16 protein-coding genes are annotated in these 14,903 nt (G+C 38.1%); 10 read left to right on the plus strand and 6 right to left on the minus strand.

What is annotated here, in order from left to right; translation table 11 throughout:
* The first annotated feature begins 7 nt into the window (after nucleotides 1-7).
* Nucleotides 8-829 carry an MBL fold metallo-hydrolase gene (locus tag CVD27_RS13410; RefSeq protein WP_101648415.1) on the plus strand — a complete coding sequence of 274 codons (822 nt, stop codon included), beginning with the start codon at nucleotides 8-10 and terminating at the stop codon, nucleotides 827-829.
* Between the two features lie 112 nt (nucleotides 830-941).
* Here the strand turns inward: CVD27_RS13410 and CVD27_RS13415 are convergent, their stop codons facing one another.
* Nucleotides 942-1,133 (minus strand): hypothetical protein, encoded by a 192-nt coding sequence (locus CVD27_RS13415; protein ID WP_101648416.1) that lies wholly within the window; start codon nucleotides 1,131-1,133, stop codon nucleotides 942-944.
* A gap of 161 nt (nucleotides 1,134-1,294) precedes the next feature.
* On the opposite strand from CVD27_RS13415, the gene CVD27_RS13420 reads away from it, so the two are divergent.
* The gene (locus CVD27_RS13420) at nucleotides 1,295-1,678 is read left to right on the plus strand and encodes a TerB family tellurite resistance protein (protein ID WP_101648417.1); all 384 of its coding nucleotides are present in this window, start codon (nucleotides 1,295-1,297) and stop codon (nucleotides 1,676-1,678) included.
* Nucleotides 1,679-1,743: 65 nt separating this feature from the next.
* Nucleotides 1,744-2,013 carry a hypothetical protein gene (locus tag CVD27_RS28125; RefSeq protein ID WP_180960272.1) on the plus strand — a complete coding sequence of 90 codons (270 nt, stop codon included), beginning with the start codon at nucleotides 1,744-1,746 and terminating at the stop codon, nucleotides 2,011-2,013.
* Nucleotides 2,014-2,036: 23 nt separating this feature from the next.
* Here the strand turns inward: CVD27_RS28125 and CVD27_RS13425 are convergent, their stop codons facing one another.
* Nucleotides 2,037-2,570 (minus strand): GNAT family N-acetyltransferase, encoded by a 534-nt coding sequence (locus CVD27_RS13425; protein ID WP_101648418.1) that lies wholly within the window; start codon nucleotides 2,568-2,570, stop codon nucleotides 2,037-2,039.
* Nucleotides 2,571-2,928: 358 nt separating this feature from the next.
* Here CVD27_RS13425 and CVD27_RS13430 point away from each other — a divergent pair, with 358 nt between their 5' ends.
* The 3 genes from CVD27_RS13430 to CVD27_RS13440 all read left to right on the plus strand — a co-directional run bounded on the left by CVD27_RS13430 (nucleotide 2,929) and on the right by CVD27_RS13440 (nucleotide 6,978).
* Complete coding sequence (locus CVD27_RS13430; RefSeq protein WP_101648419.1) at nucleotides 2,929-4,479, plus strand: bifunctional GNAT family N-acetyltransferase/carbon-nitrogen hydrolase family protein; 1,551 nt, start codon at nucleotides 2,929-2,931, stop codon at nucleotides 4,477-4,479.
* Between the two features lie 119 nt (nucleotides 4,480-4,598).
* A complete protein-coding gene (locus tag CVD27_RS13435; RefSeq protein ID WP_101648420.1) occupies nucleotides 4,599-6,164 on the plus strand; it encodes a catalase in 1,566 nt (521 codons plus the stop codon).
* A gap of 139 nt (nucleotides 6,165-6,303) precedes the next feature.
* Nucleotides 6,304-6,978: a DUF421 domain-containing protein gene (locus CVD27_RS13440; RefSeq protein ID WP_101648421.1), complete on the plus strand. Its 675-nt coding sequence runs from the start codon at nucleotides 6,304-6,306 to the stop codon at nucleotides 6,976-6,978.
* A 38-nt stretch (nucleotides 6,979-7,016) separates the two neighbouring features.
* Here CVD27_RS13440 and CVD27_RS13445 read toward each other — a convergent pair whose 3' ends face one another.
* Both CVD27_RS13445 and CVD27_RS13450 read right to left on the minus strand, forming a co-directional pair.
* Entirely contained in the window at nucleotides 7,017-8,381 is a 1,365-nt protein-coding gene (locus tag CVD27_RS13445; protein ID WP_101648422.1) for a S8 family peptidase, read from the minus strand.
* 170 nt (nucleotides 8,382-8,551) lie between these two features.
* Nucleotides 8,552-9,496 carry an aldo/keto reductase family protein gene (locus tag CVD27_RS13450; RefSeq protein ID WP_101648423.1) on the minus strand — a complete coding sequence of 315 codons (945 nt, stop codon included), beginning with the start codon at nucleotides 9,494-9,496 and terminating at the stop codon, nucleotides 8,552-8,554.
* Between the two features lie 191 nt (nucleotides 9,497-9,687).
* Here CVD27_RS13450 and CVD27_RS13455 point away from each other — a divergent pair, with 191 nt between their 5' ends.
* Nucleotides 9,688-10,503: an SDR family oxidoreductase gene (locus CVD27_RS13455; protein WP_180960273.1), complete on the plus strand. Its 816-nt coding sequence runs from the start codon at nucleotides 9,688-9,690 to the stop codon at nucleotides 10,501-10,503.
* Nucleotides 10,504-10,593: 90 nt separating this feature from the next.
* Here CVD27_RS13455 and CVD27_RS13460 read toward each other — a convergent pair whose 3' ends face one another.
* Nucleotides 10,594-11,517: a PD-(D/E)XK nuclease family protein gene (locus CVD27_RS13460; RefSeq protein WP_101648425.1), complete on the minus strand. Its 924-nt coding sequence runs from the start codon at nucleotides 11,515-11,517 to the stop codon at nucleotides 10,594-10,596.
* Between the two features lie 146 nt (nucleotides 11,518-11,663).
* Here CVD27_RS13460 and CVD27_RS13465 point away from each other — a divergent pair, with 146 nt between their 5' ends.
* Nucleotides 11,664-12,230, plus strand: coding sequence for an MOSC domain-containing protein (locus CVD27_RS13465; RefSeq protein ID WP_257984356.1), 567 nt, complete (start codon nucleotides 11,664-11,666; stop codon nucleotides 12,228-12,230).
* 56 nt (nucleotides 12,231-12,286) lie between these two features.
* On the opposite strand, the gene CVD27_RS13470 is transcribed toward CVD27_RS13465, so the two are convergent.
* Nucleotides 12,287-12,991 (minus strand): DUF421 domain-containing protein, encoded by a 705-nt coding sequence (locus tag CVD27_RS13470; RefSeq protein WP_101648427.1) that lies wholly within the window; start codon nucleotides 12,989-12,991, stop codon nucleotides 12,287-12,289.
* 757 nt (nucleotides 12,992-13,748) lie between these two features.
* Here CVD27_RS13470 and CVD27_RS28130 point away from each other — a divergent pair.
* Entirely contained in the window at nucleotides 13,749-13,919 is a 171-nt protein-coding gene (locus tag CVD27_RS28130; RefSeq protein WP_180960274.1) for a hypothetical protein, read from the plus strand.
* Nucleotides 13,920-14,142: 223 nt separating this feature from the next.
* On the plus strand, nucleotides 14,143-14,835 hold the full coding sequence (locus CVD27_RS13475) for a hypothetical protein (protein ID WP_101648428.1): 693 nt from the start codon (nucleotides 14,143-14,145) through the stop codon (nucleotides 14,833-14,835).
* The last annotated feature ends 68 nt before the right edge of the window (nucleotides 14,836-14,903 follow it).

A 14,903-nucleotide genomic window follows, 5' to 3' on the forward strand; every position in this document is an offset into this window, starting at 1 on the left:
GGAAGCTATGATCCAATTTAAGAATGAGTCCATAACCGTCTTTCAAAGTGCCTTATTCCAAACAACTTGTACTGTGGCAGTGACAAAGGATATCGTACTTGTCACAGATCCAAATTGGCTGCCGCATGAAATCGAAGAAATCAAGCATCACGTTGCCCGGGTTCAAGGGGATAAAGAAGTGTTTTTGCTGTTTACACATGGAGATTTTGATCATATCATCGGTTATCATGCGTTTCCAGGAGCAAAGGTGATTGGAAGTAAGGGACTACAAGAGCATCCTGCAAAAGGGCAAAAATTAGAATTGATTCAACAATTCTATAATGAGTACTATATTCACCCTCCCTATAAGATTGGCTTCCCGGAAGTAGATTTCGTGATTAGTGAGGATGGGCAGCAGTTGGTAGTAGGGGAGACTGCATTGAAATTTTATCTAGCACAAGGGCATACACACGACGGGTTATTTACGTTGGTAGAACCGCTAGGGCTGTGGATTGCTGGCGATTACCTATCAGATTTTGAGCTGCCGTTTATATATTATAGTGCAAAAGCCTATGAGGAAACGCTTCGGAAAGCAGAGAAAGTTTTGTTAAATCATAAGGTTTCTGTGTTAGTTCCAGGGCATGGGCAAACAACGGCTAACCTAGAAGAGATTAATCGCCGAATATTGCTATCACAGGATTATCTTAATCGTTTGATTAGCGCTGTGACGAAAGAAGATCGCGAGGAACTGAATGCTTTGGAAAAAGAAATGGCCTTTCCTTCGAACTTTACAAAGAAATGTCATGATGACAATATTGCGATTGTTCGTAGGGAGTATACAGGTGAGTGAGGGGGACTAATGGAAAGGGCGTATATCCCTTATCAGGAAATGAAGGGTATTTCGGGATGGGGAATCTCAAAAATGTCCTTATCAAGGGGATGCAGGACAACCCAGGAGTGTGTTACCTACCCCTTACCTGATAGTTTTCCACAAGCCGGATGAGCAATTCACATTTACCGGCGCCAATATCTATTACTAAATCTTTAGGCTTGGGCGTGGCCATTCCTATCATTTTCATGAGCTTACCTTCTTGAACAGGATTCGCAAATGCGTGATTACGATGGGCTATTGCTGAAAATTTATTTCTATCCATCATTTAATCTCCTTTTATCATGATACCTGCATAAACTAATCATAATTATACCAATTTATTAGAATAGGCCGTGAGCACTAATCTGTATAATCCTTTAAAAAGTTGAAACCTAGTCCAACTTTTTTCCGTATATATATGAAAGAGGAAAAGGAGATGTAGCGATGTTTTTAGCAGAACTTCAGCCAGAGGAAAAGACCGCTTTCCTTGAACTTGCCGTTTTAATTGCGTCCATTGATGGAAATTTATCTATATTTGAAACCACGATCCTGAACAAGTATCAGAAGGAATTGGAGCTTGAGGATTATAAACCGACAGGTAAGGCTCTTGGAGATATTTTAAACACCTTCAAAAGTGAAAGATCTAAAAATATTGTTTTAACTGAACTCTTTCAATTAATCTACTCAGATGGAGTCTTTCATGATCATGAAGGGGAATTTGTCCGGATGATAAAAGGACACTTTGGATTTGATTCAGATGAATTTGGGAGCTTCAAGGATTGGATTGAAAAAATAAGGGAATTGTCTTTAACTAAAGAGAAACGGTAAGTACAGGGATCCAGCAATCAATGCACTGGGTCCTTTTGTTTTGAGATTCATTATAACTAAAAGTTATGGCATTTATTCTGACAAAATATTTTACGAATTGTGAATTTTATCGTAACATTTATCCTTACAAAGGAATTGTCATAAATGGTTTATTTTTAATAAATTTTTGGGAACTAACGATTATAAGGGGTGTTTCACGTATGGAAAAAATGAATACCAAAAAGGATACTCTGGCAAAAATGTTTGAGAATTGGAAAAAGAATGTTGTCATGGGTTGGGGTGTAGTGGAGCTAACTGAAAGTGTAAAGGGCAATAAATCTCAAAAATTAGTTTAAAAATGACCTGGACAGTTTCCAAGTCATTTTTTCGTGTTCTGCCATTCATCTTCCAACATACTCATTTCCCATAAACTCCAGTATTCGTCCCCATTCTTTCTAGAATCTCGAAGCAAACCCTCTTTTATGAAACCTGCTTTTTCGTAGCAGGCAATGGCAGAAGTGTTAAAGTCAAACACGCCCAGACTGACTCGATGCAGATGAAGTTGATCAAAGGCAATCTTCAGAATTTCCTTTATCATTTGCTGACCAATCCCTCTGCCTCTTACATTTAGGTCACCCACTAACACTTTACCAATTCTTGCAGAACTATTTTTTCGATCGATATTCCCTAATGAGATGTGGCCTATGACATCTCGAGTTTCTCTATCCATTATTTTGAATACCAAAGTAGTGGATCCTTCTTTATTAGCATTTTCTAAGTATTTTTCCAGCTGTTCTTCCGTTAAGGGATATTCAAATGCAAGTCCGCTCCATTGAAGAAGGAATTCAGGTGATTCAATCCAACTAATTAATTGTTGAAAGTCAGGTCGTTCAAAATAGCATAGTTCAATCATCTCAAGCAACTCCCCTTATATTTCACTTTCACTTCTCTCTTTTCAACTTAGTCAGTAACTCAACAATTTTCTCATTAGTCTCATTTAATTTTTTCAACCGATTATCTATTGATGAAAGGGTTGCAATAACTAGTAGAGTAATAAGTAATCCTAAAATCCAAAAGATAATAACCATTTATGTTATCCTTTCGTCCTCAAAATTATCTTATAATGTGTATTCTCTTTTTCAGGCGGTTAATCCTTCTTTGGTAAAAATAAGTAAGAATATGTAATTAAGCATTTTATTGGGAACTATAAATAGAGAATAGTTTATTTTAAAAGTATAAGGGTAAGTAACATATAGAGAGGGTGTGAGAGTTTGACTGAAACAGATGTTTCTAAATACGAAAAGAAAATCATTATCCGTAACATACGGATGGAAGATATTGATTCGATTATAGAGCTAGGCAAGGTTTGCTTCCCAAACATGGAACCGTGGAAACGCGAGCAGCTGCGAAGTCATATCCGTATTTTCCCTGAAGGCCAGTTCTGTGTTGAATTTGAAGACAAAATTGTGGGCTCATGCTCAAGTTTAATTATAAATTTTGACGAATACAAAGACCAACACACGTGGAATACCATTACGGACAACGGGTATATCACTAATCACGATCCTGATGGATTTAATCTTTATGGTATTGAAGTAATGGTCCATCCTGATTACCGCCGCATGAAGTTAGGCCAACGGCTATATGAGGCACGGAAGGAGCTTGCACGACAGTTAAATCTTCAAAGTATTATCATTGGCGGAAGGATCCCTAATTATCACTTATACAAGGATCAAATGACCGCACGTGAATATGTAGATGCTGTTGAAAAACACAGCATTTATGACCCTGTGTTATCTTTCCAACTCCTGCAGGGATTTAGCATTAAACGAATTAATTCGAGATACCTGCCAGATGACAAGGCATCTCAGGCGTTTGCAACCCTTATGGAATGGAATAATATTGATTATCATTCCAAGTCACGGCGTGTCTACAGAGCTGCCTCCCCTGTCCGAATCTGCTCCATCCAATATATGATGAAGAAAATTGGCTGCTTTGAAGAGTTCACCCGCCAGGTAGAGTATTATGTTAACGTTGCGGCAGACTTTGGTTCGGATTTTGCTGTATTTCCTGAAATCTTTACGACGCAGCTGATGTCTTTTTCAGAGGAAAAAAGACCGGACCAGGCCGTACGGCTGCTAGCAACCTATACAGATCAATATATCGAGTTATTTACTGAGCTTGCGGTACGATATAACGTTAATATTATCGGCGGCTCCCATTTCGTTGAAGAGAATGGTGATGTTTATAATGTTGCCTATCTTTTCAGAAGAGACGGAACGATCGAGAGGCAGTTCAAGCTACATATTACTCCTAATGAACGGAAATGGTGGGGAATCTCGGAAGGGAACGAATTTAATGTGTTTGAGACGGATTGTGGAAAAATTGCTATCCTTATCTGTTATGACATTGAATTCCCGGAACTTGCACGTATGGCCGTAGATATGGGAGCGAATATTATCTTTGTTCCATTCTGTACCGATGACCGTCAAGGCTATTTACGTGTGAGGTACTGTGCCCAAGCACGGGCTGTCGAAAATCAAATATATACCTGCATTGCTGGAACTGTGGGGAACTTAACTCACGTGAAAAACATGGATATCCAGTATGCACAATCCGGAATCTTCAGCCCCTCGGATTTTGAGTTTGCACGTGATGGGATTGTGGGAGAATGTGACGCCAATATAGATACTGTGGTCGTGGGTGACGTGGATATTGAAAAACTGAGACGATCACAGAAATCTGGTTCTGTTCGTCAATTACAAGACCGCAGGCGGGACTTGTACCGTATTGAGTGGAAAAATTTAATGAGTGAATCATAAGAGAAGCGGACAGTATCAACTACTGTCTGCTTTTTACTATTTAAATATTAACTGTGATACATAATTCCATAATATTTGGTAAAAATCCCTATTGTTGTGAATGAATAGGGAGGCGTAAGATGAATATTAATCACCATCCACAAAATGAATCGGAAGAAACGTTAACAAACCAGCAGGGACATCCTGTTACAAACAACCAAAGTGTTCGAACTGTAGGGAATAGAGGACCTACGACATTAGAGAACTATGATTTCTTAGAAAAAATCTCCCACTTTGACCGTGAGAGAATACCTGAGCGTGTTGTTCATGCTCGCGGTGCTGGTGCACATGGTTATTTTCAGTCCTATGGTACGGTAAATGGTGAGCCTATTTCAAAGTATACAAGGGCAAAAGTGTTTACAAACACAGAGGTACAAACACCGGTTTTCGTAAGATTTTCTTCGGTTGTCCATGGCGGTCATTCTCCGGAAACATTACGCGACCCCCGAGGCTTTGCTATTAAATTTTATACTGAGGATGGAAACTGGGATTTGGTAGGGAATAATTTGAAGATCTTCTTTATCCGTGACCCGTTAAAATTCCCGGACATGGTCCATTCCTTCCGGCCAGACCCTGTTACAAATGTGGCTGATCCTGAACGAACGTTTGACTTTTTATCTCAAAGTCCCGAAGCAGCTCATATGGTGACGTTTGTTTTTTCACCATGGGGGATACCAGCAAACTACCGGCAAATGCAAGGATCTGGCGTTCATGCTTATAAATGGGTTAATGAAGAAGGCAAAGCCGTATTAGTCAAATACCATTGGGAACCGCTTCAAGGAATAAAAAACTTAACGCAAAAAGAAGCAGATGAAATTCAAAAGAAAGACTTTAATCATGCAACCTTAGATTTGTATAAGGCAATTGTACGCGGTGATTATCCGGAATGGGAACTCTATGTTCAAATCATGGAAGATGGCGAGCATACAGAACTAGATTTTGATCCGCTTGATCCAACAAAGCTTTGGTACAAAGAAGATTATCCATGGCATAAGGTTGGAAAAATGGTCTTAAATAAAAATCCAGAAAATTATTTTACAGAAGTGGAGCAAGTGGCGTTTGGCACGGGTGTACTCGTTGATGGGCTGGATTTCTCTGATGACAAACTTCTTCAAGGAAGAACCTTTTCCTACTCCGATACCCAGCGTTATCGTGTAGGCTCAAACTATCTGCAATTACCGATTAATCGTCCAAAGAAGCATGTTGCTACGAATCAAGAAGGCGGACAGATGGATTATAGAACCGACATCGGCAAACATAAAAATCCTCATGTTAATTACGAGCCGTCTATTATGGGAGGATTAAAAGAAGCCCCAAATCCTGGTAAGGAACACGAACCATACGTGGAAGGTAAGGTGACACGTGAAAAAATTTCTCGTGAAAACAACTTTGGGCAAGCGGGCGAAACCTTTCGGAGATTTAGCGATTGGGAGCGGAACGAATTAATCTCTAATCTAGTAGATGCATTATCGACCTGCCGAAAAGAGATTCAAGATCAAATGGTTGAAATCTTTACACAATGTGATGAAGAATATGGGAAAAGAGTGAGAGAAGGTCTGAGTCAGACTGTAACAAATGCTGATACAAAAACGGAAAAAGCAGTTACAAAATCAGAAGAAATGGGACATCCATCTGATCCATATTAAAACATGGGGACGGTTCTCTTGCTTCCGAATAAGCAAGAGAACCGTCCCTATTACTTAGGAACTAATAATAAAATCTTACAAATTGTGACAATCTATATAAGATGTTTATTATATTTGTTTCTAATAGGAGAGAAAAAGTATGTACTTAGAAATAGCATTGGAATTAGTTGTAGGGTTTTTGACTCTTCTTGTCGTATTAAAGCTCCTGGGTAAAATTCAATTTTCCCAGATTACACCTTTTGATTTTATAACAGGATTAGTTTTGGGGAACATCGTGGGTGATGCCGTATTTGATCATAAAATAGGTTCATTAGAAATTATATTTAGTGTAGTCATTTGGGGGCTGCTGATATACATTGTAGAGTTCTTAACTCAAAAGTCCATTTGGCTGCGATCCATTTTTGAAGGCCAGCCAACACTTTTAATTAAGAATGGACAAATTCTCTATAAAAACTTAAAGAAGAACCATGTCGATTTAAATCAATTACAACAGTTATTGAGAAAGAAAGGTTATTTTTCCATATATGAAGCTGAATATGTGATTTTAGAGCGGGACGGACAAATAAGTGTGGCTCCAAAACATGATTTTGGGGCTCCAACGAAGAAAGATTTAAATATTCCTGTAAAACAAGTAAACCTGCCATTCGCACTTATCATGGATGGGAAAGTAATCGATGACAATCTTGCCCAAGCGGGATTAGATGAGGAATGGCTTAATAAACAATTAATCCAAAAAAACATTAATAGTTATAAAGAAATCTTCTATGCAGAATGGCAAGAAGGCAGTGGATTAAATATATCTAAATACAATTAAAAAGGGCTCGCTTGAACTGAGCCCTTTTCAATAACAACTTATTTTTTCTTAGCAGCCATTTGAAGGGCTGCTTCATTGTTTATAATCCCATTCCCAAAGTAAGGACTTCGTGTGGTTTGCTTGTTCACCGGTTGTGCACTGCGGGTAATGATTTTTACAACTTCTGTATTTTTTAATTTAGGGTTAATAGAGCGGATTAAACCCGCTAAAGCCGTAACATGTGGCGCGGCCATTGAGGTTCCAGAAAGTGCCGCATATTCTCCATTAGAAAAAGTGCTCGGTATATCCACACCAGGTGCTGCTACATCGACATAATCGCCATAATTAGAAAACTTTGCTCTGTTTCCATCCCAATCCACCGCAGCAACCCCTAAGACACCAGCATAGGCAGCGGGATAGCTTCGCTGGTTAGTATTATCATTTCCAGCGGCAGAGATGACCACGACATTTTTTTCATTGGCATAGTCGACCGCACTTTCAAGTACATCACAGGTTTGATAGTTACCCAGGCTTAAGTTAATTACATCTGCACCATGATCGACTGCCCAGCGGATGCCCTTCGCAACATAAAAGGAACCGCCTGTCCCATCAGCGCCCATTACCTTTACTGGAATAATGGGGTTATACCAAGTAATCCCTGCCATACCTACACCATTGTTGGTGTCGGCTGCAATAATTCCGGCAACATGCGAACCATGTCCATTATCATCATCAGGGTTATTGCTATTATCAATGGCATTATAACCTGTTGTTAAGCGGCGAACTAGATCAGGATGGTCTAGGTCCACACCTGTATCGACTACAGCAATTTTTACCTTCTTAGAACCGCGGGTCAAACCCCATCCTCGTTCTGTTCCAATTGCAGGTAAATTCCACTGATAGCTTTGATAGTAAGTGTCGTTTACTTCGTTTGGCAAAAAGATGTAATGTGGCTCTGCATATTCGACAGATGGATATTTAATAAAGTACTTTTCAAGTTCATTGGCTGTTTTGCTGTTGGATTTAAAAATATAAAGAGTTTCATGGTTTTCCTTAAGAATTCCGTCAATATCTCGTAGATATTGGTTAATATTCTCTGGTGAAGGGACGGTCTTAAAATTGACAACAATTTCATTTTCATAGTAATGGCTTTTGTCCTTCTTATTATGCTTAATAACTTTTATAGCCGCGCTGTTGTTCAGTTGGTGGACGACCTGATGATTGGTCTTAATCATATTAATCCTTTGTATTTGTCCATTACGCTGCTGGACATTTTGCACCTGCATGGGTCTGCCAGTGTTGTCGGTACGGGTGACAGTATAATTTCGCTGTTCACCTTTATCCAAAAAGAAGGGACGAATTGTAGCAAACAAGATAATGCCTAAGCCTAAGGAAAAAATTCCGAAAATTAACCTATGTCGCATACCTACACCTCAATATTCAATAGTTTCTTTATTAGCATGTTTCTTTTCCACGCTTTTATGAATGAATTGGGAAACTGAAGTGAGGGTTTGCAGGCATGAAGATGAAAAAGACCTGAAGAACCACATCACCTGAGTTCTTTAGGTCTTTTAATTTTTTCCTCTAATATCGTTTAAGCATTTAAAATTTCGTTAATTTGTTCAAGACTATCGGATGATAATTTCACACCAGAGGCCTTTACATTTTCTACAAGTTGTTCCGGATGGCTTGCTCCAATAAGAGCACTGGCCACATTCGGCTGTCTTAAAATCCAGGCAAGCGCCAGCTGGCTTAAGCTTAAATTTTCTTCTGCTGCAATTTTCTTTAACTGCTCTACCTTATTTAAATTTTGCTCTGTTAGTACATGAGATAAATTCATATCTTTTTGTGCCGCACGGCTTCCAGCTGGCGGCAGCTCACCCTTTTTGTACTTACCTGTTAACACACCTTGTGCTAATGGAGAAAAGACTACTTGTCCAATACCATGTTTTTCACTTACCGGAAGTACTTCCTTTTCAATATACCGTTGGAGCATACTGTAATTTGGCTGATTTACAACAATTCGGTCCAGCAATTTTTTATCCGCAATATGAACTGCCTCAGTGATTTGTTCAGCTGTCCATTCACTCACGCCAAGGTAAAGTACTTTTCCTTGACGAACAAGATCATCCAGCGCCCGCAATGTTTCTTCCAGTGGGGTTTCTTGATGGAAGCGGTGACAATAAAAAATATCAATATAATCCATGCCAAGGCGCTTTAAGCTGGCATCACATTGCTCCATAATATGCTTGCGTGATAGACCGTGATCATTCGGTCCTTCGCCCATATTTCCAAAAACTTTTGTGGCCAAGACATAAGAGCTTCTTGGGTATTTGTTTAATGCTTTTCCAACTACTTTTTCGGCTTCACCACGCATGTAAACGTTTGCGGTATCAAAAAAATTAATACCTAATTCATAGGCTTGATTAATAGAGGCAACCGCATTTTGTTCTTCAACATATCCGCCATATGTAAGCCAACTTCCAAGACTGATTTCACTTACCTTTAATCCGGTATTGCCTAAACGTCGATATTGCATTTACAGGTCCTCCAATACAGTTGATTTAGGTGGCAATCTGCTGAAATATTATTCTAACAATTCAAACTATACTACAGAAATATAGTTAGGTCTAATATTAATTAATTTATATTTTTATTAAATAATACTTTTCTCGTATGGATAGGTTTAGTAAAATGAAATTGAATGTTTGGTGCAGGAGGGGAAAAAAGATGGAAGACAAGCAGGTTGTCGTTGTAACAGGTGCAACGAGAGGGATTGGACGGAATACAGCTTTATTTTTTGCTGAAAAAGGTTATAAAGTAATTGGGACAGGAAGAAATGTTGAGAAACTAAAAGAAGTGGAAAGAGAACTAAAAGACTTTTCATCTGAAAATAAGATGGTTTCTATGGATGTAACCAAACCTATGGATGTAAAACAAGTAGTAGAAAATATTTTTAATGAATATGGACACATCGATGTTTGGATTAATAATGCTGGTGCATTCATGGCCATTGGCCCTACTTGGGAAGTAAAACAAGAAGATTGGGTCAATGACGTAACCACAAACCTATTTGGAACCTTTTACTGTATCCAAGCGGCAGTCCCAATGATGTTAAACCAAGGCTTTGGAAGGATTATCAATATTGTTGGCGGCGGAACCATAGGGGCTTTTAAGTATGGGAATGGATATGGAACCTCGAAAACAGCAATTGCTAGATTTACTGAAAATCTATCTGAAGAATTAAAGAATACTCCTATTCAAGTGTTTGCACTAGACCCGGGATTAAATGACACGGATATGACTAGATATCAAAGATATACGGAAGATGGCCAGCGCTATTTAAGCGATATCGAAACGGTATTTGAACAAAACATTGATGTACCGCCAAATCAAGCACCACAGTTTGTTTATTACATGGCAACAGGTGAGCTGAATGACTATATCGGACGGGTAGTATCCGTATATGAGGATTTAGAGATGTTAAAGAATATTAGCAAAGAAGCCACTGACCCTGACTTTTATAAACTTAGATTAAAAAAATAAGATAAAATTCAAGAAATTAATCACCACATGCGGAATGTGGTGATATTTTATTTCTGTGGTGCCTGACACCATTATTACTATTTCGGCAGTTTAAACTTCGCATTTTTCTTTGAAGTTACAGCGTTGGCATTTGTTCGATGGGTTTTTCTCAAAATGGCCAATAGCGACAGGCTTATTCCTAGCAGGATTTTCAAGATAGCCCAGCATGTGATAGATGCTTTCATTCATTAATGTTTGAGCAGCATCGATCTCGAATTGGGTTAATTTATATTCCTGGTTTTTACCTGTTAGCAAATATTCATTCCGTAAGATGATGTCTTCAATCGGAATATGGTGCTGCTGTGAAAGAAAGAGGGCATAGAACGCCAGCTGTTTTCGGTCATCCTCCGATTCTTTACCAGTTTTCCAATCGGCCACAATCCATTTTTCCTGACTTACATCCTTATACACAAAGTCGAGAACAACAAACACATCCACACCATTTACTTCAAAAGTTTGAAAGTCCTCTGAATGCAGGACATGCATTTCTAACTTGTTAAAGACATCCTGATAGGTCTTACTTCTGAAGAAGTTGTTTACGCATAGCCGCAGTTTTGTTTTGGCAGAAGTAATCTCATCAGGGCTAAGTCCATTTCCATAATAAATCTCATGGAGCATTTGATAGCGCTTAGGCTTCTGGAACCAATGCTGGCGAAACTTAGTTGAATCTAGATAGGCCTTATTGAGATTTCGCGTTACCAAATCGACCATTTCACTCTCAGTAAAGAGTCTTTTACCGTTTAGAAAATTTTTGAGCTGCTGATCAATGACCTTATGAATTTCATCCCCTAAGAGAATAGGGATATTCTTGATATTCTTAAGCCGGTAAGCCGCCTTGTTTTCTTCTGGTGCTTGATATTCCCAGCCATTATGAGATTCATAGTATTGATGATAATACTTCCGTACACATTCTAAAAAGGTCTTGTGCCTGGAGTTAGACCAAGAAAATTCGGGATAATCGCGGTAAACGTACATGGTTTACTCCTCTTCACTTGCTTTATTTTAATAATAGTTTCATTGTATTGGCAGAAGGATGAAAAAATCAATTGGCATGTTTTAGGGAATCGTAACTGGTAAAATAGAGATAACAAATTTACAAAAAAGCAATGGAGGTTCATTTTTTGAAAAAAGCACAAGCAAGTATTCAAGCATTATTAATAGCAGATCTTCCAGAGACCTTTGTGACAAGACGGATTCCAAAAACATTGTTTGAATTCGGAGGGATAAGAGGTGACCGCCATTTTGGGATAACAAGTAAGGCAGATTCAAGGCAGCCGATGTATCCAAGAGGAACGGAGATCCTAAACCGCCGGCAAATTACGATTGTTTCTGAAGAGGAATTGGGTCAAATTGCTGAAGAACTAGGAGTAGAAAAGGTCCTGCCGGAGTGGTTAGGGGCCAATCTCTTAGTTAAGGGATTCCCGGGATTAACCCAACTTACACAAGGCTCAAGAATCCTTTTTCCAAGTGTAGCAGGATTAATTTGTATGGGAGAAAATATGCCATGTACCTTGCCAGGAGAAGAAATACAAAAATATTATGAAGGTCATGAAAAAATCGCCACTCGTTTTGTGAAAGCCGGGTTTAAACGCAGAGGAATTGTTTGTGCAGTCGAAAGGCCTGGGATTATCCACGAATCGGACGAAGTTCAAATATTAATTAATGACTACTCCAATCCCATGCAATAAAAGGAGGAGGATAAAATAGCGGCTGACTCAAAATGATTTTTGAGTCAGTTTTTTAATCACTTATATAAAAATACTTTTAAGTTTTCTTTTGTATCAAGGGTTGCTAGCAGGACGTCTTTAACCTCTGTTTGATAGGAACGTGCTAAAGAAGATATCACCCAGTTTTCGTCCTTATGTATCTGTTTTAGCTCTTCTGTATTGATCCTGCCTTCTTTAATTATCGTTCTAGGTAATTCAAATGGTTCTGTTTGCATAGTATTAGTCGCTGGGGTAATCGGCTCGTATTTTGGGTCTAGAAAAACTGAAACTTTCCCATCAGCTTCCCAAAGAGCTAAAGCCACTTTTTTTAAGTCCCCCACTTTTTCTTCCCGTAATTCCTCTAATAAAGCATCTATGGTAATTCTTGCCTTTTTTAATCCTTTAAAAATAATTTCTCCATCCTGAATGAGCGTGATGGGAGCATGGTTAACCAGCCTTCTAAACCAAGGGAATTTAAGCGTCAGAAAAATTCCGCAAAGATATAATACAACTAATACAATCGTGGTGGTCATAGAACCCTTTAAATTGAGATGATCATCCGACAAGGGATGGGCAATAATATTTCCGATCACTAAGGCGATCACGAAATCCAGCAGTCTTAATTGAGAGATAGCCCGCTGTCCTAAAACTTTAGCCACTATAAGTAAAAAGAGAAAAACAACCACGGCTCGGAGAATCCACTCGAATATTGTCAGTGTATCCTGGGCTTGAGCAAAATCCATACTTTCACCACTCTTTCGTACCATTTACTCTCGCTTAGTTTAACACTGATGCCATATTCATAATCCTTATTATCAGCTTTTTTTATAATCAATAAAGCCCAGTCCTAAGGTAGTAAGGGACTGGGCTTTCTTTTACTATAATACAAAAGGTACGTATCATAATTAGGTCTATTTATTCCTCTTCCGTATAGGCTTCTACTGTTGTATCTCGACATTCCCAGCATTCGGTCCTATTTCTCTCCATAATTGATAATTCTTTTCCACAAGAAATGCAAATATCCATAGGTCAAGATTCCCCTTTCCAGTGAAAATGTTTTACAAGTATATGAGTACAAATATTCAATTATGCCTGTGTTTTGACATTTTATGATTGTTTATCAGCTTTTGTCCTTGTCTATTTAGATAATTTTGTGGTGGTAAAAGTTTTATTTATTTTGAGGGTCTTGTTTTAGGTATGAAAAAACTTGGAAGAGTCAGGCAGGAAAAAGTGGAATGCATAGTTGATCCTAAATCCTTAAGGACAAAGAATGGTGCAAAGAGGGACCAGAATTATTAAACGAACAAAAAATTCGATCATTTGGCTACTCCTTTATAAGTTATTTAATACCTACAGTATAGTCCTGGTTTGTAAACCGAAGATGATTGAATTGTAAATTTACTGTCAATTTTTTTGAGAAAAGATTGCCCCTATTCTTTTTTATAATGAAAACCCAAAGTTTTGCAGATAATTTATATATCACATTTTTTAGGAGGGCCCATGGAAACAAACAACTTCGATCCAAATATAAATCCGGCATCTAAAAACAATCAAGAAGAGAAGTTAGAAATAAGCTCTACTGGTTATGGTCTGGAATCCATTACAAAAGAAGCTGAAGAAGCACGAACTAAGCAATCAAAGGTGTCGAACCAATCCTGCGGAGGCTTGTAACCTAAATAGGTAAAATTGAATCCCTCATTCACAAAGAATGGGGGATTCTTTAACGGAGATCTTATGACTAGAACATAAATTTAAACAAATTAAAATACAAAATATTACAAAAACAGACATAGATATAGGACAAAAGTCTCTGTATAATAATGGTAGATATAATATTCAGAGGTGTTTTTTTGCCGTCGACTTTTAGGTAAAAAGGGAGAGTGTAGAAAAGAAGATGAAAAAAGTATTGTCGATTTTGTTCGCAGCGGCACTATTTTTAGGATTAGGTTCACCTGCATTTGCTGCTGAAGATAATGAGAATCCAGAAGCTTTACTATTAATCGAAAAAACAAACAAGGCAATTGACGAGAAAATAGAAAAAGCTGTAGAAAAAGCGAATAAGTTACAAGCTGATTACGTTCTTGATATTCGTAAAATCGAAGAAGGAGACCAAGTAATCAAATTAAAAGAGGATAGAGAAAAGGTATTATCAGATTTAGAAGTCTCTAAAAACGACTTGAAAAAACAAGAGGAATTAAAACAGAAGTTAACTGAAATGGAAGAAAAGCTAAACGACCAAGAAACAAAAATTAATAGTAGAATGGCAGAAATCCAACAGGAAATTGACGAAGCTACAGCCCAGATAGGTTCCGGAGAAGTTAAGGATACTAAAAGGCTAGATGAAAAAATGGAAAAGCTAAATAATCATTTAAATGAAAAATCCGATAAGTACCAAGAAAAAACAGAGAAGTTTACGAAGGACTTAGATAAGATTATTGCCGATGTTTATGAAGAAACACTTAAAATGTCAAATGAAACAATTAAAAAGGCGGCTGAAAAAGGTGTTCAAGCTGAGTGCAGCTGGAAGCTTGTACGCTTTGCCGATAAGTGGGTATGGATTGATCCAATTAGGGTGGTAGGATGTTAATTTAATTAACTATTCAGAATAAATATGTAGTACAATAAAAACGAGTTCTTTTTTGAGCTCGTTTTTAT

This window comes from Neobacillus cucumis (genome assembly GCF_002860255.1).
Classification (GTDB): domain Bacteria; phylum Bacillota; class Bacilli; order Bacillales; family Cytobacillaceae; genus Neobacillus; species Neobacillus cucumis_A.